The organism is Sphingobacterium sp. UBA5996 (assembly GCF_002429765.1).
GTDB lineage: Bacteria > Bacteroidota > Bacteroidia > Sphingobacteriales > Sphingobacteriaceae > Sphingobacterium.
In genome coordinates this window covers 137,361-161,331 of record NZ_DJAS01000023.1, presented here as the reverse complement: position 1 = coordinate 161,331, position 23,971 = coordinate 137,361, and the positions used below count along the sequence as shown (strand labels likewise).

20 protein-coding genes and 1 other annotated feature are annotated in these 23,971 nt (G+C 40.0%); of the genes, 5 read left to right on the top strand and 15 right to left on the bottom strand.

Features of this window, described 5'->3' with window-relative positions:
* Positions 1 to 14: 14 nt before the first annotated feature.
* From B3E00_RS17595 to B3E00_RS17565, 7 genes are read right to left on the bottom strand one after another with little or no spacing between them, the layout of a single operon-like run.
* Positions 15 to 1,352, bottom strand: coding sequence for a cytochrome c oxidase subunit II (locus tag B3E00_RS17595; RefSeq protein ID WP_293939531.1), 1,338 nt, complete (start codon positions 1,350 to 1,352; stop codon positions 15 to 17).
* Positions 1,353 to 1,396: 44 nt separating this feature from the next.
* On the bottom strand, positions 1,397 to 2,632 hold the full coding sequence (locus B3E00_RS17590) for a quinol:cytochrome C oxidoreductase (protein WP_293939529.1): 1,236 nt from the start codon (positions 2,630 to 2,632) through the stop codon (positions 1,397 to 1,399).
* Between the two features lie 19 nt (positions 2,633 to 2,651).
* Positions 2,652 to 3,290 carry a c-type cytochrome gene (locus B3E00_RS17585; RefSeq protein ID WP_370877905.1) on the bottom strand — a complete coding sequence of 213 codons (639 nt, stop codon included), beginning with the start codon at positions 3,288 to 3,290 and terminating at the stop codon, positions 2,652 to 2,654.
* Entirely contained in the window at positions 3,274 to 3,810 is a 537-nt protein-coding gene (locus B3E00_RS17580) for a DUF3341 domain-containing protein (protein ID WP_209578658.1), read from the bottom strand. Before B3E00_RS17580 ends, B3E00_RS17585 begins: the two co-directional genes overlap by 17 nt.
* Positions 3,811 to 3,816: 6 nt before the next feature.
* A complete protein-coding gene (nrfD, locus tag B3E00_RS17575; protein WP_209578659.1) occupies positions 3,817 to 5,301 on the bottom strand; it encodes an NrfD/PsrC family molybdoenzyme membrane anchor subunit in 1,485 nt (494 codons plus the stop codon).
* A 29-nt stretch (positions 5,302 to 5,330) separates the two neighbouring features.
* The gene (locus tag B3E00_RS17570) at positions 5,331 to 8,345 is read right to left on the bottom strand and encodes a TAT-variant-translocated molybdopterin oxidoreductase (protein WP_209578660.1); all 3,015 of its coding nucleotides are present in this window, start codon (positions 8,343 to 8,345) and stop codon (positions 5,331 to 5,333) included.
* A 37-nt stretch (positions 8,346 to 8,382) separates the two neighbouring features.
* A complete protein-coding gene (locus B3E00_RS17565) occupies positions 8,383 to 9,645 on the bottom strand; it encodes a cytochrome c3 family protein (protein WP_293939527.1) in 1,263 nt (420 codons plus the stop codon).
* Between the two features lie 529 nt (positions 9,646 to 10,174).
* On the opposite strand from B3E00_RS17565, the gene B3E00_RS17560 reads away from it, so the two are divergent.
* Positions 10,175 to 10,555: a methionine-R-sulfoxide reductase gene (locus B3E00_RS17560; RefSeq protein ID WP_293879559.1), complete on the top strand. Its 381-nt coding sequence runs from the start codon at positions 10,175 to 10,177 to the stop codon at positions 10,553 to 10,555.
* Here B3E00_RS17560 and B3E00_RS17555 read toward each other — a convergent pair.
* Positions 10,545 to 11,555, bottom strand: coding sequence for a LacI family DNA-binding transcriptional regulator (locus tag B3E00_RS17555; RefSeq protein WP_209578663.1), 1,011 nt, complete (start codon positions 11,553 to 11,555; stop codon positions 10,545 to 10,547). The genes B3E00_RS17560 and B3E00_RS17555 overlap by 11 nt on opposite strands.
* Before the next feature lie 148 nt (positions 11,556 to 11,703).
* On the opposite strand from B3E00_RS17555, the gene B3E00_RS17550 reads away from it, so the two are divergent.
* The 4 genes from B3E00_RS17550 to B3E00_RS17535 all read left to right on the top strand — a co-directional run bounded on the left by B3E00_RS17550 (position 11,704) and on the right by B3E00_RS17535 (position 17,120).
* Positions 11,704 to 13,986: a GH92 family glycosyl hydrolase gene (locus B3E00_RS17550; protein ID WP_293886523.1), complete on the top strand. Its 2,283-nt coding sequence runs from the start codon at positions 11,704 to 11,706 to the stop codon at positions 13,984 to 13,986.
* 77 nt (positions 13,987 to 14,063) lie between these two features.
* The gene (locus tag B3E00_RS17545) at positions 14,064 to 14,390 is read left to right on the top strand and encodes a DUF493 domain-containing protein (RefSeq protein WP_145327846.1); all 327 of its coding nucleotides are present in this window, start codon (positions 14,064 to 14,066) and stop codon (positions 14,388 to 14,390) included.
* A gap of 293 nt (positions 14,391 to 14,683) precedes the next feature.
* Entirely contained in the window at positions 14,684 to 15,439 is a 756-nt protein-coding gene (locus tag B3E00_RS17540) for a hypothetical protein (RefSeq protein ID WP_293939525.1), read from the top strand.
* A gap of 22 nt (positions 15,440 to 15,461) precedes the next feature.
* The gene (locus B3E00_RS17535; RefSeq protein WP_293939523.1) at positions 15,462 to 17,120 is read left to right on the top strand and encodes an IPT/TIG domain-containing protein; all 1,659 of its coding nucleotides are present in this window, start codon (positions 15,462 to 15,464) and stop codon (positions 17,118 to 17,120) included.
* Between the two features lie 55 nt (positions 17,121 to 17,175).
* Positions 17,176 to 17,271, bottom strand: a sequence feature (Trp leader region).
* Here B3E00_RS17535 and pnp read toward each other — a convergent pair.
* The 7 genes from pnp to B3E00_RS17500 all read right to left on the bottom strand — a co-directional run bounded on the left by pnp (position 17,226) and on the right by B3E00_RS17500 (position 23,827).
* Positions 17,226 to 19,412, bottom strand: a complete 2,187-nt coding sequence (pnp, locus tag B3E00_RS17530) for a polyribonucleotide nucleotidyltransferase (protein ID WP_209578667.1) — start codon at positions 19,410 to 19,412, stop codon at positions 17,226 to 17,228. (Overlaps the previous feature by 46 nt.)
* 184 nt (positions 19,413 to 19,596) lie before the next feature.
* Positions 19,597 to 20,082, bottom strand: coding sequence for a hypothetical protein (locus B3E00_RS17525; protein ID WP_293879556.1), 486 nt, complete (start codon positions 20,080 to 20,082; stop codon positions 19,597 to 19,599).
* Positions 20,083 to 20,215: 133 nt separating this feature from the next.
* Complete coding sequence (locus B3E00_RS17520; RefSeq protein ID WP_293939630.1) at positions 20,216 to 20,440, bottom strand: helix-turn-helix transcriptional regulator; 225 nt, start codon at positions 20,438 to 20,440, stop codon at positions 20,216 to 20,218.
* A 51-nt stretch (positions 20,441 to 20,491) separates the two neighbouring features.
* Positions 20,492 to 21,721, bottom strand: coding sequence for an ATP-binding protein (locus B3E00_RS17515; RefSeq protein WP_293939521.1), 1,230 nt, complete (start codon positions 21,719 to 21,721; stop codon positions 20,492 to 20,494).
* Between the two features lie 101 nt (positions 21,722 to 21,822).
* The gene (locus tag B3E00_RS17510) at positions 21,823 to 22,017 is read right to left on the bottom strand and encodes a tyrosine-type recombinase/integrase (protein ID WP_293879554.1); all 195 of its coding nucleotides are present in this window, start codon (positions 22,015 to 22,017) and stop codon (positions 21,823 to 21,825) included.
* Between the two features lie 216 nt (positions 22,018 to 22,233).
* Positions 22,234 to 22,512 (bottom strand): 30S ribosomal protein S15, encoded by a 279-nt coding sequence (rpsO, locus tag B3E00_RS17505; protein ID WP_293879553.1) that lies wholly within the window; start codon positions 22,510 to 22,512, stop codon positions 22,234 to 22,236.
* A gap of 103 nt (positions 22,513 to 22,615) precedes the next feature.
* On the bottom strand, positions 22,616 to 23,827 hold the full coding sequence (locus B3E00_RS17500; protein ID WP_209578669.1) for an acyltransferase family protein: 1,212 nt from the start codon (positions 23,825 to 23,827) through the stop codon (positions 22,616 to 22,618).
* Positions 23,828 to 23,971: the final 144 nt, after the last annotated feature.

The window sequence follows — 23,971 nt, the reverse complement described above, 5'->3', positions numbered from 1 at the left end:
TCAAAAATTCTTAATTAGTTCAAAGATGCTGTAACTTGTACACTATCCTTTTTCACGTTAGCTGTTTTACCACTGAACTCTTTTTGCAAATCCTCAGTAAAATATTTATTTTGTTTAGCTAACCATTCTTTATATTTCTCCTCTGTTACGACAACAACTTTCTTCTGCATATTGTAGTGACCAGATCCACAGATCTTATTACACAACATCACGAAGTCATAGTTATAATCACCCAAACGATCGCGCATCTCTTCTGTCGTTACAGTAGGTGTGAATTGGAAATAGTTGGTCATCCCTGGTACCGCATTAATCTGAACACGGAAATCCGGAATGTAGAAAGAGTGAATAATATCTTTTGAAATGATATGGAAACGTACAGGTTTATTGACAGGCAACCAAATTTCAGATCCTTGAATATCATCCCAAGAATTTTTATCATTAAAGTCAATACCGTATGGATTAGTTGGCGTCGTCATTTTATAATTACGCTTACCAATAACGCCATCTGAACCAGCATAACGAACATTCCATTGAAACTGCTCACCGAGAACCTCAACCTGTAATGCTGATTTCTGAAGATCTTCAGGAATATTTGTAATCGATCTCCACGTAAAGAAACCGAACAATACCAATACTGTCAATACGACAGCAGGAACAATTGTCCACAATTTCTCGATTGCATTGTTATGTGGGTAATAATAAGCTTGACGTTTTGCCCGCATACGGTACAAAAATGTAAACGTTAGCAACAGAATGTGTGTGATAACCAATACAAATGTTGTGATCGCTGTCGTAATGATAAACATGGTATCAATACGCTCGCCATGCTCCGTCACTGCTGAGCGCCAATAAGCTGCTCCCCAATGTACATAGGACCAATACACACCATAAAGAAATACGACCAAGAAAATGAATAACAATGACGATTGAAATGTGTTATTCGCAAACGGATTGTATTTACCGTTCATTTTTCTTGTCAATTCATAGATCGAAAGTACTTTGCCAATAACGGCAACGACTGTACACACAACTAAGAATAACAACACATAATATGTGAAGTTTTTATAAACCTGAGGGTCTATCTGCTTCACTTCTTCAACAGCAGGAGCAGCCGCGCTAGCTTCAGTAGAAGAACTAGCAGATGCAACAGCAGCAGTACCTGCTGCCGCTGTTGTATCTTTTGCAACCGAATCCGTCGCTGCAGGGGCCGCTATCGCTGTAGTTGCCACTTTTGCAGAATCAGATGCTACTGTATCTTGTTGACTCGCCAGGATAGGATTTGCAAAAAGCAACCCTAGAGCAAGCACAAAACCCGAGATGGATTTGAATCTATTATTTAATTTAAAGCTCATTTCTTTTATAACGTTTTTTACGTAACCTTCCTTTAAAAGTGAAACTATATTTGGTGATGCAAACTCTCATCCAACAACGGATGATTTTTAGGCACCAATGCCTGTTTGCTTAATTTGCTAAACACTAAGAAAGTGAACAAACCTAAGAAACCAAGCGCAGTTCCGATTTCAATGACACCAAATCCTCTGTGCTCCGCTACGGTACCTGGCATAATCATGATGTAATAGTCAAGCCAGTGACCAGCCAACAATAGAATACCAACGAACAACATAACGTTTTGTTTACGTTTTGAATCGCGGTCTACCAATAATAACAAAGGTGCCACAAAGTTAATGATAATACTTAACCAAAACCAAGGTTTGTATTCCGGTTCCCAACGTTTGTAGAAATAAACTGTTTCCTCTGGGATGTTTGAATACCAAATCAGCATGAATTGTGCAAACCAAACGTAAGTCCAGAAGATCGAGAAACCGAACATCAATTTACCCAAATCGTGTAAATGATTTTCGTTTACCCAGTTCATATAACCCGCTTTCTTCAACACAACAACAATGATGGTAATACATGAAATACCACTTACCCACATTGCTGCAAAGTTATACCAACCGAACATCGTCGAAAACCAGTGAGCTTCCAAAGACATCACGGTATCGAAAGACCAGATAGGAGTGGTAAAACCGAAAATAACCAAGAAGATTGCTGACAATTTGAATGACTTTTTATAAGAAGTCAATCCGCCTTCCAAATCCTCTTTATAAGAAAGTTTCGCAAAAATAACTGCAAAAATGCTATATGTACCCATAAATACCACTTGACGGATCAAGAAGAATGGAACATTTAAATAAGCAGATTTCCCTGCGATGATAGGGTCATAATTTGTACTATGCGGATCAGTGATACCGTCTGCATTCCAGTGATGGTATAAATTATGTGTAGTTAAACCTAAACCTACAATAACTAATAAAATCAATGAAGCAATTGGTAAAACACTCGCCATAGCCTGAGGTATACGTACCAAACCTGCAGACCATGCAGATTGGGTCACATATTGCAAGGCAACAAAGAATGTTCCAGCTGCGCATACACATGTAAAGTAATAACCCATCAATAACAAGTTGGCATAAGTACGCTCTACAGTAACGTGATCGCCCGAAAGCAACCCGATAGCTACAGCAGCTATACCTAGTACAACAGCGATAATACTGAACATTTTAGCTTTGCCAGCAAACTCGTATCGCTCGTTGAAATTATAATCGTGATGATGACTGTGAGTTCCCATTTATATATCTGATGTTAGATTATTTCTTTTGTAATTCGTGAACATACATAACAACTTTCCATCTCTCCTCTGGAGATAATTGAGACGCATGTGATCCCATGGAGTTGTGTCCGTAATAAATTGTATGGTAAATTTTACCATCAGTCAAGTCAGCCATCAAACCACCTCGTGAAGAGTTCGCCGCATCTGTTCTATGATAAGATGGTGGCGGAGGAAAGTTCTCCAATTGACGGGTACCTCTTGAATCTGTCACGCTACGGTCTTTGGTGATAGGACCATCACCTTTACCCTCTACACCATGGCATACAGAGCAATAAGTTGTGAACAAAGCTTTACCTTTTTCAAGATTTTCGGCATTTACGACTAAAGGACTTTTTACTTCTCTTCCTGCACGCTCATAATCCTCTAATGTATTGGCATACTCAAAACGAGTAAAACCGATAGGATCCGTACCTTTAGGAGGTGTTTGCGCTGTTTTTCCATCAGCAAAATTCGCATTAGGTTGATCCGGATTGAAAGCAAGCGGATCGTACATGTTACGAGAAAACTCTAAACCTGTACTACGAGTTGTTTTGTCACCACAAGAAGAAACAAGTGCTGTCAATGCCACAGCGGCGCATAGCGTTCCAAGTAAATTCTTCTTATTCATAGCTAACATATTTTCTATCATTGTACTTAACTTCAACAGCACCAGCTTCTTTCAATAAGCTATCGATCAAAGCGTGATCTGTATTTTCTTTGGCATCTACTGCAAGGATGAAACGATCATCTGTTGCTCTCAAGTCCATTACACGAGGTGTACGTCCTGGGAATAAGTGGTTACGGAAGAAGAATGTAGCAACCATACCCAAAGCACACAATAAGATGGTAACCTCAAATGTAACCGGAACAAAGTTCGGCATACCAAAAGATGGCTTACCACCGATATTCATCGGCCAATCGTACGCCATTGTATAATACAACAAACTAAAACCTAATGTCGTTCCTAATGCTCCAAAGCAAAATGCTGCGATAGGCAAGCGAGAAGGTTTTACACCCAGCTTTGCCTCGATACCGTGAATAGGCATCGGAGTAAAGCAGTCGTAAATACTTATATTGTTTGCTTGCAATTTGTCGATCCCATGCATCATATCATCGGGATCCGCAAAACTACCTAATATATATTTTGTATTGCTCATTGCTGATTATTTTCTAACTGATAATTCTTTAATCTCTTCTTCTGTCACTGAATCATATTTCTCCAATGATTCTTGGAAGTACTTCACTTGTTCGTCAGGGAATGCACCTTCTTGAGCCAACTTGGTTTTATGTTGTAATGAAGATGATTTCAACAACAATTTCACTTCGGCGATAGCGATACCCGGTAAGAAACGTAAGAACAACAAGAATAATGTAAAGAACAGTCCAATCGAACCTACAAAGATTCCTACGTCTGTCCAAGTTGGGTAGAACATTGCCCAAGATGAAGGCAAGTAATCACGGTGCAATGAAGTCACGATAATTACAAAACGCTCAAACCACATACCGATGTTAACAACAATAGATAAGATCCAAGAGATAGGAATACTTGTACGGATTTTCTTGAACCAGAATAACTGTGGAGAAATTACGTTACACGTCATCATCGACCAGTAAGCCCAAGCGTATGGACCTAACATACGATTCTCGAACGCATACATTTCGTATTCTGAGCGAGAGTACATCGCGATAAATAACTCTGTCAAATAAGCTACACCCACGATAGAACCTGTTGTCATGATGATGATATTCATCGATTCAATATGGAACATCGTAATGTAGTTCTCAAAATTCATTACTTTACGTAAGATCAACAATAAGGTCTGTACCATGGCAAAACCAGAGAAGATCGCACCCGCCACGAAATATGGAGGGAAGATCGTCGTGTGCCATCCAGGAATAACCGAAGTTGCAAAGTCCATGGATACGATCGTGTGTACAGAAAGTACGAGTGGAGTAGAAATACCAGCCAAGATCAAGGACACGATTTCAAAACGTTGCCAAGTCTTAACAGAACCATTCCATCCAAATGATAATACAGAATAGATCTTTTGTTTCAAACCTGTCGCACGGTCACGAATGGTTGCGATATCCGGCAACAAACCACAGTACCAAAATACCAAGGATACTGTAAAGTATGTCGAGATCGCGAACGCATCCCATACTAAAGGAGAGTTAAAGTTTACCCAAAGTGACCCAAATTGATTTGGAAGTGGGAAAATCCAATAGGCCAACCAAGGACGACCCATGTGAGCCACAACGTATGTAGCCGCACAGATTACCGCAAAGATCGTCATCGCCTCTGCAGAACGGTTGATTGAATTACGCCAGTTCTGGCGGAAGATTAATAATACAGCTGAAATCAACGTACCCGCGTGACCGATACCTACCCACCATACGAAGTCGGTGATATCCCAAGCCCAGCCTACAGTTTTATTCAGACCCCAAGCGCCGATACCTGTCCAAAAGGTATAACTAACGCTAACTACCCATAATAAAGCACCCAATACAGCTACGGTAAAACCAATCCACCATGCTTTATTTGGTTTATTTTCAACCGGTAGTAAGATATCATCCGTAATTTTTGCATACGTAATGTCCTTACCGGTCATTAATGGTTCTCTTAATATTGATTCGTTATGCGATGACATAGTATTTTTATTTCAAATATTGTACAAGATTACGCCTCAAAAGTGTTTCTAACTTTTGTCATATAACCGATACCCGGTTGAACATTGATTTCCTCAAGTACGTAATAAACACGCTCGTTGCGTAATGCTTTAGATACTTCTGATGCTGGATCATTGGCATCTCCAAAGATGATTGCATTTGCAGAACATGCTTGTTGACAAGCCATTTGGATATCGCCATCTTTCACTTTGCGATTTTCAATCTTAGCTTGTAATTTACCTGCTTGGATACGTTGGATACACATTGAGCATTTCTCCATTACCCCACGTGAACGCGTTACGACATCTGGGTTTAATACCAACTGTGTAAATTCATTGTTCAAGTAATTGTCAAAGCGGGAATCATTCCAGTAAGCAAACCAGTTGAAACGACGCACTTTGAAAGGACAGTTATTTGCACAGTAACGTGTACCAAAGCAACGGTTGTAAGCCATGTGGTTCAAACCTTCTGAAGAGTGTACTGTTGCCAATACCGGACAAACCGTCTCACAAGGTGCGTGACCACAGTGCTGACACAACATCGGTTGGTGAACAACAGTGACATCTTCGAAATCTAAATCAGCCGAAGCTTTCGCAATTTCCTTCTCTTTTGTAAGATCTTGATCTTTTCCTTCGATCGTATAATAACGGTCAATACGTAACCAGTGCATCTCACGACGACGGCGAACCTCATCACGACCTACAACAGGAATATTATTTTCAACGTTACAAGCTACGATACAAGCACCACAACCTGTACATGCGTTCAAGTCGATCGCCATCACCCATTTGTGACCTGGTTGCTCATACTTGTTCCACAAATCGTATGTTTTGTGATTATCCGTAAAGCGTCCTGCCTCCGAGTTAGGATCTTTCAAATATTTCGCAAATGTCGTCTCACGGATAACGTTACGACCTTCGATGGTATGGTGTGTTTGTGTTTGTGCCAATTGGTAAGTTCCAGACGCTTTCGCTACAGTTGCCTTAGCAACACCTTGTACTGTACCATTGATGATCGAAGCAAAAGGGAACGCGTTTTTACCAACTTCATTACCTGCTTTACCCACTTTTGTACGACCGTAACCTACAGCAACGGAAACTGTTCCTTGTGCTTGTCCTGGTTGTTGTACAACGGGCAATTCCAATTCAACACCATTTGCTTTGACAGTTACTTTACCGTCTTCACCCAAACCTAATTTCTCAGCATCTTTCGGATTAAGAGCAGCATAGTTATCCCAAGTTACTTTAGAAACTGGGTCAGGTAACTCTTGTAAGTAAGCATTGTTTGCGTAGCGACCGTCACGAAGACCAGCAGGCTCATAAAGTTTCAATTCAAACTCCCCTGCAATCGCCTTGCTTGATGCCTCAATTGCCGAAGCCGCTGCTGCAGCATTTCCTGTAAAAGCAGGAGCTGTTGCCGCTTTGGCACCTTTATATTCAAAACCAGTCTGCAATACAGCATCCCAGTTTTTCGTAGAACCCGCTAAAATTTGTGTAGACCACAGATTCTTAACAAAGTTGTACATATCTGTATTATTTCCAGCCCAAGTCAACAAGCTTTGCTCAACTTGACGTGTTTTGAAAACAGGATTAATCGTTGGTTGGATAATTGAATACAACCCTTCTTTTGGATTGGAATCACCCCAAGACTCTAAGAAAGTACTTGCTGGAGCGATAGCAGTCAATTCAGACGCAGTTTCATCTGCACGCTGCGCGAATGACAACGTGAAAGGAATCTGCTTCAACGCAGCTTTTACATCCTCTGCTTTGAAGTAATCATAAACAGGGTTGCTGTTCAAGAAGAACGCAACGCCAACTTGCCCAGATTTCGCAGCAGCTAAGAACGCTTGGAACGAAGAATCCGAACCTTGGTATTGTTTAGAATAGTTATCCAAGTCGATGATAGTACCATAAGCGCCCAATGCAACGTTGATTGCATTAACCAATACCTGTACATTGACATCGTTAGACCCTGCAACAACAACAGCCGCGCCTTTGCTATTCACCAATTCTTTGGCCGCTAATGCTACACCTTTTTGCGCTTTTTTGTTTGCAGTTGCTCCAGCCAATGATTGACCAGTAATTGCATTATACAAAGCGATTAAGGTAGCCCCCTCTTCCGAAGGTTTGATAGCGATACGAGCATCAGCATTTGTACCCGTCATGGAAAGACCAGATTCAAATTGCACGTGACGTGACATTTTTCCGTTTTTCAACGATTTATAGTCACGATTTTTAGCGTATTGTTGTGTATGCTCCTCACCTGCCAACCAAGTTCCTAAGAAATCAGCCGCAACAGAAACAATCACATTTGCATTTTCAAAATTATAGGACGGAACTACTGCTCTACCAAAAGAAGCCTTATTCGCTTCAATAATACCGCTGTAAGATACAGCATCGTATTGTACATGGTTAACCGTAGGGAATTTCGTTCCGAAAGCGGCAATAGCTGCCAAGGTTGAAGGACTGTTTACCGTATTAGAAACGATCGTAATTTGTTTACCAGAAGACGCCGCAGCATTTAACGCTTTAACAACTTCCCCATCCAATTTGGACCACTCCACATCTTGACCTTTCAATTGTGCCTGTTTCAATTTGGACTCATCATATAAATCCAATACAGAAGCAGCTGTTGTTGAATCCAAACCTTGGTTCAAACCAATTGCATTCGGATTAGGCTCAACATTGATCGGACGACCTTCGCGTGTTTTAACCAAGATACTTTGACCGTTGAACGTCGAAGCATAATAGTTAGGGATACCTGGAGTTACCTCTTCAGGTTTAATCAAATAAGGAACTGCCTTATGCACAGGAGTACGGTTACAAGCCGCTAAAGAAACAGCACCCAAACCAAATCCTAATGCTTTCAAGAAGTCACGGCGAGGAGTTTTTGTGCTCAAGCCAGCTTCATTTAATACATCTTCTACAGGAATAGATTCGGCAAACTCACCCTTGCTTCCTTCAACGAAAGCAGGAGTTTGATTTAACTCTTCCAAACCTTTCCAATATTTTTTATTGCTATCCATTTAAGCTGTATATAAGATTGCGTATTTCAAATAATTATTAATAGTGACATTTACCACACTCAAGACCACCGATCATGGCTGCAGTCATTTTTTCACCCTTCTTAATTCTTTCGTGTGCTTTAATCAAATCTTCATAGTATTTATTATCCGACTTGATATCTGTCTTTTTGTGACAATCAACACACCATTTCATCGTCAATGGAGAGTATTGGTACACCTCTTCCATATTCTGAATTGGACCATGACAAGTCTGACATTCCACACCAGCCACTACAACGTGTTGTGAGTGATTGAAGTAAGCAAAATCAGGCAAGTTGTGGATACGAACCCATTGAATTGGTTTCGGATTGTTACCGTAAGTACGCGTATCAGGATCCCAATCCAAAGCACGGTAGATTTTAGCAATTTCCGGAGAAATTTCACCATCATAATGCTCAGAAGCAGTGACTGTATTGTGACAGTTCATACATACGTTGGCCGATGGAATAGACGCATTTTTTGATTTAAATGCACCACCGTGACAGTATTGACACTCAATTTTGTTAACACCCGCGTGGATTTGGTGTGAGAACTTAATGGGTTGAACCGGCTGATAGCCTTGGTGAACACCAACATTCCACATCGTTTTCCAACCGCCTACAGCTAATAAAGCAACCAACATCAATACCGTAAAACCAACCAGTTTTTTGTTTTTAACGAATGCTTTCGCAAACTTCACAAAACGCTGATTATCTTCTGGTTCCTGTTGTGCAGCAATAGCTTCCTGGTTTTTAGCAATTACATTTTCCAGCGTACGAATCACACGATTCAACACCACAATAACCACCACAGCCAAAACAACAACTGCGATCAAGCCCAAAATCATGAACATCGACGCGTTATCATCTTTAGCACCAGCACCACCACTGTTTGCATCTTTCGGTTTCTCCTTAGAAGCATCCGTGATATACGCTAATACCGATCTAACCTGATCATCAGATAAATCAGTAAAAGAAGTCATCACAAGCTTGTTGTTCTCTTCGAAGATTTTAATCGCCTCAGCATCACCAGAAGCAATTAACGCCTGAGAGTTCTTGATCCACTTGATTAACCAAGCTTCGTCTTTCGTCTCTGGAATCCCTTTCAAAGCAGGACCGACCACTTTTCTGTCAATGGCGTGACAGGATGTACACTTAGATTTGAAGATTTTTTCACCTTCCTTGACATCTTGCGCATGCAACGTCGTAACGGCAAATAATAGCATCAAACTCGTTGACACCACCCTCGCAAGGCTTCCCAAAACGGATGAGATAGTTCTCATATTTAGCACTTTATACTATTTATTTGTGAATGTAAAAAATTAACTCCCATGGTTAAAGGAGCCACTACCCCCCTAACAATGCCACAAAAGTATGATTTATTAATAAATCGCTGACAATTTTGTGACCTTTAATATCAATTTATAATCATTCTAAACAAATGCGTTTAAACAAGGATAAAATAACATTTCGCTATTAAAGTAGTTCCATCGCTACAACTTTTCATTTGGATAGCCAATCAAATATAAGACAATTCCATGACAGTTTAAAATGTGTAAAAAGCCAGCACTGTCATTTATACAAAAGGTGTTTTTTTAGCTTGAATTGCGTAACTTTAAAAACAGGAATCGATAGCCTTTCAGGATAGGGTTGCAAGCTTAAAAAAAACCACACTTTAATTGTTTATAAAGACTTTGGTAAAGATTCCTGCTGCAGTTATATCATATTAGGTAGTAACTACGCGAAAATAGAGCTGTCCAACACATGCCAGCTCTGCATATCACTAAACTTATAACAAAGAACACCACAGAGATGGAAGAAAACAAAAAATACAATCCGTTAAGTAAAGAAGAGGAATATGTTATTGTACATAAAGGAACCGAGCGCCCATTTACAGGCGAATTGTTAGACAATAAGCACAAAGGAACTTATATCTGCCGCCGTTGTGACAGCCCATTATACCGTTCAGAGTCAAAATTTGAATCTGGCTGTGGTTGGCCAAGTTTTGATGATGAAATTCCCGGGGCAATTACAAGGATTACCGATGCCGATGGTCGCCGCACTGAAATCCTTTGTAGTAATTGTGGCGCGCATTTAGGCCATGTATTCCTCGGAGAAGGCTTTACGACAAAAAACACGCGTCACTGCGTCAATTCTATTTCAATGAAATTTGTAGCCGATCCTACAGCGTAACTTTCACTTTGGTCGACTCCCGAACTTTCAGTTCACAAGGCAACACCATTTTACGTGTTGCTTTTATTTTGCCTTGAAGACGAAGCAACAAAATATTGATCAGGTTCTCTGCAATATCCTTGATCGGCTGCGAAACCACCGTTATAGAGGGTTCGACCAATTTAAAGGCTGTGTGATCGTCAAATGCAATCACCGCAGGCATCGGAAAGTTATACTTTTTAGAAGCTTTCAGACCAGAAATAGCCAAATAGTTTGTTGAGAACAATACAGCATCCAGTCTATTTTCACAGATAAACTCCCGCAACGCTTCCATGGCCTCTTCGTCCGATGCATCCATCTGGATCTTTTGAATAAAACTCTGCTGCTTATTGTTGTCCATCGCTTTCAGATATCCCTCAGAGCGTTCCTTCATCTGGGTCTGATCGGAATAGAGCGACACAAATCCAATACGTCTATACCCCTGTTGACACAAATGGTCACTCGCATCAAAAGCCCCTTGAAAATTGTCGGCCCCAACATAGTCCGTTTCAAGCCCCGGAAAATACCGGTCAAAAAGTACCACTGGAATATTATTCTGCTGCAACTGCTTTACCGTATCTTCCAGTCCATCGGATGGGGTAATAATAAAACCATCTACCTGTCGATCGTAAAACATCTGGATTAATTCTTTCGCTTTCTCCACATCATTGTTCGTACTACAATAAATAATACGATACCCCTGCTCATAAACCTTACTTTCGATCAGACGCGCGATATTCCCAAAAAAGGGATTGGAAATATCTTCGATAATCAAACCCAGAATCTTCGTCTTGCCTGTGCGGAGACTTTTGGCCAATTCATTGGGTTTATAACCCACTTTTTTGACATAGTCCAGCACCCGTTTAGTCAAAGCCTCACTAATACGCTTTTCTTTGGCCTTATCATTTAAAATAAAGGACACAGTAGTGACAGAAATCCCCAACGCCTTTGCGATATCACTGATCAGAATACGTTTCTTCATGTAGTAGTAGTAGGTTTGTTAAGTTTTTTATTTCGAAGATTACTAAAGTAAAAAATTTAACGACAATTTACTAAAAATAATAATAAAATTGCGCTAAAAGGTTTTATTTACTAATTTTAAGCAGTTTTCAAATACCCGAACAAAACCTATGACAGGAAATAAACTATTCAAAACAGTGTTGGGCACACTAATTTTGCCATTTTGCGCACAAGCCCAGCAAAATCTCACACAATATGTCAATCCCTTTATTGGGTCTGCAGACCATGGCCACGTCTTTGTCGGTGCCAATGTACCTTTAGGTGCAGTGCAACTAGGCCCAACTCAAATTCCACAGATTTGGGACAAGTTCAACGGATGGGATTGGTGCAGTGGCTACAATTACAAAAGCCAGGAAATTTTGGGCTTTACCCATACCCACCTGAGCGGAACAGGTATCGGCGACCTCAACGACCTGATGATTGTTCCAGCCAATGGAAAATTACAATTAACACCAGCGGAATTCAACAAAATGAGTACCGGTTATGGATCTTCTTTTAAAAAGGAAAATGAAGTCGCCAAACCTGGTTTCTATAGTGCCTATTTGGATGACTATCAGGTGCAGGCCAATTTGACGGCAACGGAACGAGTGGGCTATCATCAATATCGTTACGAAAAAACGGAGAATGCCCATATTTTGGTCGATTTAGGATACCACATCAATTGGGATAAACCAACAGACACCTACCTCAAACAGGTGAACGACTCGACTTTCGTTGGTTACCGCTTTTCAACAGGATGGGCCACCGACCAAAAGTTATATTTTGCGATCAGAACTTCCCAACCGATACAAAAAGTAAGATTTTTCGACGGAAAAGAAGAAAAGTTAGGCCAAACGACATTTAAAGGGCAGGCAATCAAAGCGGCTTTATTCTTCGATGCTGTTAAAAACAAAACCATTGAACTCAAAGTTGGTATATCTCCTGTTAGCTCGACCAATGCGCTGAATAATATCAACGCAGAGATTCCAGGCTGGAATTTTGAAAAAGTAAAGCAAGACGCAGATCAACGTTGGAACAAAACATTAAATAAAATCCAATTCGAAGCAGATAAAGACACAAAGACCATCTTCTACACCGCGCTATATCATACCTACTTTGCACCTACCATTTTTAATGATGCAAATGGAGACTATATGGGCACCGATAAACAGGTTTATGAAAAACAAGATTTTGTCAATCATACCGTATTTTCCCTTTGGGACACCTACCGTGGCCTTCACCCGCTGATGACCATCTTGGAAGACCGCAAAATCAACCAGGACTTTATCAAAACCATGTTGGCGATCTATCAGCAACAAGGTAAATTACCGATGTGGCACTTACAGGGCAATGAAACCAATACCATGGTCGGATTGCCTGCGATTCCAGTCATTGCCGACGCCTTCTTAAAAGGGATCATTGACGAGAAAGACTATCCATTGGTCTGGGAAGCAGTTAAGACAACAGCCATGGGTAATGACCACGGATTGAAATATGCGCGCGAACTGACCTACATTCCTATTGATAGCATGCCTAACGAATCCGTTGCCTGGGCCCTTGAATATGCCATCGCAGACTTTGGTGCTTACAAGATTGCGGAGAAACTTGGAAAAACCGAAGATGCCGCTTACTTCAAAAAACGCTACAAACTATACGAGCAGTATTTTGACAAGGAAGTAGGTCATTTTGTCGGTAAAAAAGCCAATGGTGAATTTCGTAGGCCGTTCGATCCTTTGATGGCCAAACACCGCGAAAATGATTACTGCGAAGGAAATGCATGGCAATATACCTGGTTAGTACCTCAAGATGTTAAAGGTCTGATCAATCTTTTCGGTGGTGAAGATAAATTTTTGAAAAAACTGGATTATTTTACAACCATGTCATCCGATCTTGGAGGTGAAGCCTCACCGGATATTTCAGGACTGATTGGCCAATATGCACAGGGGAACGAACCAAATCACCATATCCCTTACTTATATGCTTACGCTGGACAACCCTGGAAAGGTGCAGCTTTAGTCCGTAAAGCGATGACTGAGTTTTACACAAACACTCCAGCTGGTCTATGTGGCAATGATGACGTCGGACAAATGAGTGCCTGGTATGTATTTTCAGCAATGGGTTTCTATCCGCTAAATGCCATGAGTGGTGTTTATGTCTTTGGCTCCCCTATGATGCAGCATGCTAACATTAATTTACCGAATGGCAAAACAATGGCAATTGATGTTAAAAATCAAGGTAAATCCAATCCATACATCAAGTCGATCAAATTGAATGGCAAACCATATACTAAAACGTTCATTACACATGCACAGCTTTTGGAGGGCGGAAAGATGGAAATCGAAATGAGTGCAACACCGAACAAAAATTTTGGTAAAAACAAAGCCGATTGGCCTTCAAGCACTGACAATAATTAACTGAAAAATTGTCAGTAAAACATTACTGGATTAATAGTTGTTAACACCTTAATAACATATTTAAGGAGAAACAAAAAATGGCAGATTACAAAAACATCAATATACAAGATATCCCGGATGGAGGTGATAATCCAAAAGACTTCTATGAAACTTTTAAAGAGCGCTTAGAAGACTTAGAAACATTTCCAAAGGATTATACGTACAAGTTTATCTTACCAAAAGATCAGGATCACTTCAATCAAATCCAACGTGTATTTGATGACACAGGTGCTCAGTTTGATTTTAAGGATTCCAAAACAGGTAAGTATACTTCAATTACTGTAAACTTGAACGTAAAAGACGCCGACCAGGTGATCTACTTCTACAAAGAAGTAGCGAAGATCAAAGGTGTTATCATGTTATAAAATAAACAAATCAGGCTGTCGGATCGACAGCCTGATTTGTTTATCTTTATTTACCTAAAAAATACATACCCTCAATAAAGTTGGCGCTCCTCGCACTGCTATTAATAATCAATTAACAACTAAGTATTTACACATAAATTTCTTGCTATTGCAAAGTATGCAACATAAGGTATTCAATCCACACCTAAAGATTTACGTTGATCATCTACCCTATCTAGCAATTAAAACTTTAACAAAAGGTTTGAAAACAGCCTATAAAGCGCTATATTTATCCCGTTAGTTTAATATATTTTATGAAAAGAATCTTATCGGCTATCCTATTATTAGGAGTGGCCCGTGTTGCCTATGCGCAAACCCCGGTTGACAACCAAAACGAAGGCATTAAATCAAAAAAAGGCAGTTTTGTTACCGAACTGAATTTCAACCCTTTTAAAGGAAATCTGAGCTTAAACAATGCACTAAATCAGATAAAAGGAAGATATTTTGTCCAGGACGATCTTGCTTTGCGTTTGGGAATTGGGATTGACATACTCGATTCCGCTGCAAATTATGGTAACCCTTATGGTACAAACGGCTATTTTAATTCCAATAACAGAAAAAGTACAGCGCTTGATATCAATTTTGGTATAGAAAAGCATTTTAAAGGCAGCTCCAGGCTATCGCCCTATATTGGCTTTGATGTCTCCATAGGTTCAAAAACTAGCAAACAGGAACTATCGACCAGCGCCTATACAATGAATATAAAGAATGCCTCGATGGAGGTAATCTATCAACAGACCAACAATGGATATTATACGTCGATGCAGCTGGTTCCAAATGGTTATACAAGATTTGGAGGCTACGCAGTTGCGGGATTTGATTTCTACGTATCAAAAGGACTGTTTGTTGGATATGAGTTTAATTTAGGTTATTTACACACAAAGTATAAAAAACCTGATGTTACAGTGACCGGCACTGACCCTGGTTATGGCTCTTATATTTCAGAAAACAAAACCAAGACATTTAAGAGCGCTTTGGTGAACGGTGTCAGAGTAGGATATTCATTTTAAAAACGGCAGCTAATTGATTATTATGAAAGGGACTAAAATACTTTGTATTGTTTTTATCTTGTTATCTGGGGTGATTTTTTCCTGCAAAAAGGATGATTTTACGCCTCCTGCTGTGCAGACCTTATCCATTACAGCACTATCATCCACCTCATTTGAGGTTGTTGGAAACATTGCGAAAACAGGCAGTGAGGAGACTGTAGAATACGGCTTTATTTATAATTCAACGCAGGAAGTTGGGGAAAATAAGGGCATAAAAGTTTCATTGGGCAAAGATGCTAAAGAGGGAGAGTTTCGTAAACAGATTAGAGTGGACAGTGCGTTATCTAACTACTACAATACCATCTGGGTGAGATCCTATTTACGGGATTCCAAGGGTACTGTTTTTGGCGCAATGCTGAATATCAATCTACCCAGTTCTTCAATGGGAGATATTACACCAAAAATGGCCATGTCGGGCGACATTATCAAAGTTGTGGGAACATTTTTCGATGCGACCATCAATAATACCGCTGTTACGATCGGCAATGTCAGGGCGAAGACTGTATCAGTAAGCTCAACCGAAATAAGTGCGGAGGTACCTAGCGGTATACAAGCCAACCATGGTAATTCTGTCAACGTTTCCATAAAGATTGGATCCACTCCAGCCGGCAATAGCTCCTTACAAATGTTAGCAAATTATAAAGATTTCTCGCCCAAATCTGGTCCAGTGGGGTCAGAATTGAAATTTACCGGAGATAATCTACCCGATTATTATGGCAGTTCAAACATTCAGGTTGAAATGGGAAATCAACTTCTTAATCCCACATATTATTACTCAACAGTCAATGTACCCTTCACTGCCAAGGAAAGCTCAGATCTTGCGATAACCATTAATGGAAAGAAAAAAGTATTAGGAACCTTCACCGTCACTCCGCCAGTGATCAGTGAACTGTCGCCCGAGTCGGTTTATCCAGGACAGGCTATCCTAATCCGTGGCACTAATTTTCCGCCAATGAGCGATGGTGGCGAAGGACGCCCTTTAGTGAAATTAGGGACAGGAAGTTACACGGACGTTTCGTTCTACGACAGAAATACCTACCATTACACTATACCAGACAATGCTTCAGAAGGCGATCATTCCCTTTATTTGAAGGTCGGCCCCCATGAAGTACAAGCTCCAAGAAAATTAAAAATTATGGGTTATGCGGCCACGAGCTTTGCTCCTAAGTCAGGAAGTTCTTTGCAGCTGATCAATATTACTGGGAATTTTATTTCAGGAACTTGGTATACGGTATATTTTGGTTCAATACAAGCGGGTGGTACAGCCACTTCTGCTACAAATCTGCAGGTAACTGTTCCTTATGGGATGCCCGAAGGTAATGTAAAGATTAGCATTGAATTTCCAAACAAACGAGTCACTGTTCCTGGTGAATTCGAGATCGTGGGTCCCTCCTTTACTTCCTTCAATCCGACATCCGCCGTACCTGGAACAGTTTTAACGATCAAAGGATCGGGATTTGTCCAAAACTACGATACCGTTGTCAAATTCGGTTCAATAGCAGTATCTCCCAATAGCGTTTCTTCCAATACCATATTGGTAACGGTACCTTCCAACGTGTCTCCGGGCGCAATGAAATTAACCGTCGTTACAGCTGGACAATCTGTGACACATAAAGATAATTTCACCTTATTGGACAAATAGTATTCGCTTGAATAAGGTCCCGATTCAGCGGGAATTTTCTTGAAACGAGTAGAACATAAAAAAGCCCGCGTAAAGCGGGCTTTTCTTATCTATTGCGTAACAGGTTTATTCCTGACCAGCACCAGCTACAGGAGCTTCGCCAGCAGGTTTATCCTGTTTTGGCTTGTCTTCTCTTGGCGGGCGCGGTAATAATGCTTTACGTGAAAGCTTCATCTTACCTTGTTTGTCAATGTCCAACAATTTTACAGTGACTTTATCCCCTTCTTTGAAGATACCGTCCATGGTTTCAAGACGCTTCCAGTCGATTTCAGAGATATGCAATAAACCATCTTTACCTGGCATGATTTCAACGAACGCACCAAATGCCATAATGGATTTCACCTTACCTTCGTAAGTTTCTCCAATCTCAGGTTTAGAAGCAATCGCTTTGATACGGCCTACGGCATCATCTATAGCAGCTTTATTATCAGCAAAGACCTGAACAACACCTTTGTTATCAACTTCTTCGATTGAAATCGTAGCACCAGTTTCACGTTGCATTTCTTGGATAATTTTACCACCAGGTCCGATTACAGCGCCAATAAATTCTTTGTCGATCAACAATTGAACGATACGTGGTGCATGAGGTTTGTAATCTTCACGAGGAGCATCAATGGTTTTCTTCATCTCGCCTAAGATGTGCAAACGCGCTTCTTTTGCTTGATCCAACGCTTGCGTCAAGACTTCCCATTTCAAACCATTGATTTTTAAGTCCATTTGACAGGCAACGATACCCTTTTCAGTTCCCGTTACTTTAAAGTCCATATCTCCCAAATGATCTTCATCACCTAAGATATCCGATAAGATCGCATATTTACCAGTTGTCTCATCAGAAATTAATCCCATGGCAATACCCGAAACTGGAGCTTTTAACTTCACACCAGCATCTAAAAGCGCTAATGTACCGGCACATACCGTTGCCATAGAAGACGAACCATTGGATTCTAGGATATCAGAAACTACACGGATAGTATATGGATTTTCATTGTCTGCCGGAAGAACCTGTTTCAATGAGCGCATAGCCAAGTTACCGTGACCAACTTCACGACGACCCGGACCTCTGTTAGGTCTGACCTCACCTGTAGAGAATGCAGGGAAGTTATAGTGAAGAATAAATTTATTATAACCGTTGATAAAAGCACCATCGATCATTTGCTCATCATCTTTAGCACCCAAAGTAACCGAAGTCAATGATTGTGTTTCACCACGTGTGAATACAGCGGAACCGTGCGCAGCAGGCAAGTAATCTACTTCAGACCAGATTGGACGAACTGTACGTACGTCACGACCATCTAAACGAATTCCTTCGTCCAATACAAGATTACGAACAGCATCATACTGCACATCGTGGAAATATTTCTTAAACAAGAATGCTGTATCATCATCCAATTCCTCAGGCATTGTTGCTCTATATTCTTCTGCAATCTTCGCAAAACTTTCAGAACGGTCATGTTTGGTAGATGCTGATTTTGCAATAGCATACACTTTATCGTAAGTAGCTGCAAAGATTGAATCTCTCAATTCTAAATTTTCTGGTTCGTGGTTGTATTCCCGTTTAACAGTTTTACCAACCAGATTGGCCAATTCTACCTGAGCTGCAACTTGCTTTTTGATTGCCTCGTGCGCAAAAGCAATCGCTTCTACCATTTCAGCTTCAGAAATTTCTTTCGCTTCACCTTCTACCATGCCAATATCTTGCGCAGAACCAGCAACGATAAATTCTAATGTTGCATTTTCCAGGTCAGATAATTTTGGGTTGATCACCAACTCACCGTTAATTTTTGCTACACGAACTTCTGAGATAGGGCCATTAAAAGGAATATCAGATACTGCGATTGCCGCAGAAGCAGCCAAGCCTGCTAAAGCGTCAGGCATAATATCTTTATCTGCAGAAATTAAGCTAATTGCCACTTGAGTATCTGCATGATAATTTTCAGGGAACAAAGGACGCAATGCACGGTCTACCAAACGTGAGATCAACACCTCATAGTCTGACAATCTAGCTTCACGACGTAAGAAACCACCTGGAATACGGCCAGTTGCCGCATATTTTTCTTGATAATCTACAGATAAAGGTAAAAAATCGACACCAGATTTAGCTTCTTTAGCAGAAACGACTGTCGCAAGCAACATCGTATTGCCTTGTTTTAATACTACAGCACCATCAGCTTGCTTTGCCAATTTTCCTGTAGACAATTCGATCTGGGTGCCATTACCCATATCGATGGTTGTTTTAATTTCGTTGTAATTCATTTAATCTTGTTTGCGACATGCTTTTCGTCTTGTTGGCAGCATGCCAATATTTTAAATACATTAGATTTCAGCACAAAGGTAAATTAAAATATTAAGATTAGTGCAATTAACAGCAGGCTAAATACGCAAATACTATATATCAATTCAATTTTAATTTTCGTTTCCCAAAAATGTGCCTTATACCTTACACAAGCTGAAAAGCTGCTAGAATCGAAGCTGGATTAAAATCTATCTCATTGAGCACATTTGACCGATAGCTTCCCTTTTCCAGATACAGCATAGTAAATCCCACAAATATTGAACTACCGACAAAATCGCCACATTTAACGGTCAAGTTTTTTGCCGGTATCACATCCTCTTTATACTTAACATCGTATTCCCATTCTACCTCTTTTATCTCTGTGGGCTCAAACTCATCAAAATCAAATGAGAAGGCATGAAATTTGAATACCACGGCATTGCATTTGTCAGGAAGGACCAGCGCTCTTTTGATATCAAACTCGGGGAATGATATTTTAAGATCTTTCTTCTTGTTCATGGAAACTACAGGATCGATAAAAAGCGACTTTGCTGTAAATTGCTTATGGACAAATTCGCCCCAAGTCCGCCCCCCTCCCGACTTGTAAAAAACATACAGGCACAGTGAGAGCAGCTTAAAAGGTGGACTCAACGTGGACTCACTGTACACTCAAACTGCTTACAGGGCGAACTTGGCAATAACTTGGTCTTAACTTGCCCCCTATCAAAGGGCTCCCCAGCCGAAGCCCGAAGTTAGCGTAACCCATCCCACTATACTCCATTTCTTAATTCAATTCTCTGTCTTTTTCGACTAATATTTGCATGGCTACGCTATCACGCTTAGCCTCGGGAGAGAAGCTGACCATCCCTTTTCCTTCTTCAGTAAGTATAGGAATCCCTGCTTGTTCCAATGCTTTAATGTCCCTATAAATAGTTCTCTTACTTATAGAAAATCTGTCTACTAATTCGGAAGCCGTTATTAAACGCTTGGTTTGTAACTGAGTTAAAATTGCTGTAAGCCTTGAAATTCGCTTTAATTCTTTATCGTCTATATTCTGTCTTTACAATTCAAGCAACCAGTTAAACACATTCAGATGTTTAACTCCATTCCGGTCTTGTGTAAATGAGTCTGTAGTTAGTAAATATTTCGGGTAGTTGTCATTAATTTTCTCCAATGAGCCAAATTCACGTTCTACGGTCTTTTCATTGGACATTTCCCAAGCTACCTGATAATATGCTATATCGCCTCTGGGTGTTCTGCACACAAAATCTACTTCTGCATTTCGGGCTGTACCTGTCCAAATTTTATTGCCTCTACGTAACAGTTCCAGATAAACAATATTTTCCAAAATGTGTCCTCTGTCTGTAGTGCGCTCCTTACCTGTTAAGACGTTGAGCAAACCTGCATCGACCAAATAGTATTTTTCCTGAGTAGCTAATTGCTTCCTTCCTTTAAAATCAAAACGGTTTACTTTATAAAACACAAAACTTGCTGTTAGATATGCTAGATACCTTTCTACGGTTGTGTTATGGGTGGTTTGTCCGTGCTGTTTTAAGGTTTTAGCAATATTACCAGGCGAAAGCGGATTTCCAATATTGGAAGCTACGAATTTCACAATATTACCAAAAGCGCGTTTATCGTTAATCTGATGACGTTGGGTAATGTCCTTTTCAACAATGGTGGTGTAAATGGCTTCGAGATATTCTTGGATAATATCGTAACCACCTTCACGCAATTCAACGCCTTTGGGCAAAAACGTTTCATTGATGTAATCAAAGAAAAGAGCTTCATAGTTGAGGTATTTATTCGATGTATCAATATCTCTTGCTATTAAATATTCTTTGAACGAAAAGGGCAAAATAGAAATTTCTATGTATCGTCCACTCAATAAAGTTGCTAGTTCTCCTGACAACAAAAAAGCATTTGACCCTGTAATGTAAACGTCTATATTTGGCTTTACAAATAATCCATCCACCAAACGCTCAAACTCGTTGACGTTTTGGATTTCATCCAAAAAAACATAGCTTGGTTTTGACAAATCTAAATTTCCGATAATGTGTGTGTACAAACCATCTAAATCGTTGAGAAATTTATGCAGTTCAAAATCTTCAAAGTTCAGAAATACAATTTGACTTGCAGGTACACCCATTTCCACCAAGGTTTGACGATAAAATTCAAATAAGGTGCTTTTCCCGCTTCTGCGTAATCCACTAACTACTTTGATAAGATCTTTATCTTTATAGGCTAATAATTTAGACAGGTATTCTTTGCGGTTTGTGTAATTTCTCATAGTGCAAAGGCATCCAATAAATCATTAAAACTTTCATTACTTACAAGTTTTAATGATTTTAAAGCTTTTTATCAATTATCAACTTATAGAAATACTAGAATTTAAGATTTATTAAAACCCATAGAAAAAGTAAATTTTACAATTTTTGGATATACCTGTGTTTGCTGTACGGTAGCGTGGTCAAGCAACTTACATACATACTCTATCCTCATACCGTTGTTCAGTGCATTGGTAGCAAATGTATGTCGGCTCAGATGAAAGTGCAGGTTAAACGGCAGTTTTAAATGCTCGCCCACTTTCTTTAGGTGTACATCGCCTAAGCGAACTTTTGAACTCAGCTGATCGCATTGTTAGCGAAGCAACCCGCGTATAAAATGTATACATTTATTACAATACTTCGCTAAGAAATCTGTGCCGAATTTTGCTAAAAATAAGCGTACCTCATTTTTGTATAAATACAAAAAAAGCCATCCAAAAATTGGATGGCTTTCTTAACACCTTTGTATAAAAGCTTATTTGATAATATCACGTAAACCTAGACCTTTAATGATCGCACGGTAACGGTTGATATCCTTTTTGTAAAGATAAGCTAATAATGAACGACGTTTACCTACTAACATTTGTAGGGAACGTTGTGTACCGAAATCTTTTCTGTTTTTTTTCAAGTGCTCAGTTAAGTGAGCAATTCTCTTAGTGAATAAAGCAACTTGACCTTCAGTAGATCCTGTGTTTGTAGCTGATCCAGCGAATTCTGCGAAGATGTCAGCTTTGTACTCTTTACTTAAATACATTTCCTGAATAATATTAAAGCGTTAAAAATTTTATTAATTGGCTGCAAAGATAGCAAAAGTATTTGGTTGCCAAAATATTTAACAAGCAAAGTTTCAGATGCTATTATACCTTTACATAGATTTTTTTCTTATCCAACCAATAGCAGATTACCCACATCAAGGTCAGAAAACACAACGAATAAACGAAGGAGCCAACTTCGGGGATTCCAGGTATTTTCGCACAGACGTATTTATAGAACCAGGCGAAAGCTTCGATGTATTGTTGCGAGCCGTCCTCTTTTAAGCCGTCAGGGATACGAAATAGTCCTAAAAAGCGTGGAAGAATACCGCTCAACACAAAGATGAACAGTGGATTTTTACCAAAAACATCAAAAAATTGTGTCAATTTATTTTTTACACCCTGCACCTCAATAAACCAGATCATGCCACCTATTGTCATGGTTGCTAAACCAGTTGTATAGAGCACATATGAACTCGTCCATATTTTTTTATTGATCGGAAAACCTAATGCCCATATCCACGCCAACACGACCAAAATAAATCCAGTCACAAACATGCCCGCCAATAATTTAAAATGCGGTTCGTTGGAAGCTGGAACTCTGGTCCACAGCCAATCCACCTGACCTTGTTTTTTAATAAATACACCGACCAAATAGCCAAATACAACCTGAACTACTGCTGGCAGCGTACTCATTAGCCCCTCAGGATCAAACGGCACGCCCTCGCCTCTGTAAACATGCGGTAAACCTAAAATAGCAATATCATACTTTGTGCCGAACCAGCCCGCTAAGCTATAGGGATCCGATCCGCCCGCGAATGCGCAAACAGCCCAGTATAGAAGCAAAATAGCTGCAGAGATCCAAATAATCGCTTTCTCTTTAAAATAGTAGGCTAATAAAGAAGCAAAACAATAAGCAATGGCAATACGCTGCAATACCCCAAGAATACGTATGCCCCGACTTGCATCATTTGGATCTACCCACTGTTTAAATACCAGCTCAGCTCCCTCCCATTTGATAAAAGGCCACCAGTTGATAAAAAGTCCGATGGCAAAAATCAAAATCGTCCTTTTAATTACTTTTTTCCAAAATACGGCGGGGCCAGCTTCCTGTAATCGAGGTATCACAAAAGACATGGCATTACCAACTGCGAAAAGAAAAAAAGGAAAAACCAGATCTGTAGGTGTGCATCCATGCCAGGCTGCATGTTTTAGCGGCGCAAACGTATAAGCCCATGTCCCCGGATTATTTACCATAATCATCAGTGCCACAGTAGCTCCACGAAAGACATCCAAGGAGTAATAGCGTTGTTTCATAATTAGATACTATAATTAAGAGGTAAATATAAGGTATTTGATATTCACTTTTATGCCTAATCTATAATTAAGAGGCATAAACAGGAGTTCTTTGGTGACAAGCTTGTTACAATCGTTAGCACCCTTCATTCCGTAAAAAATAAA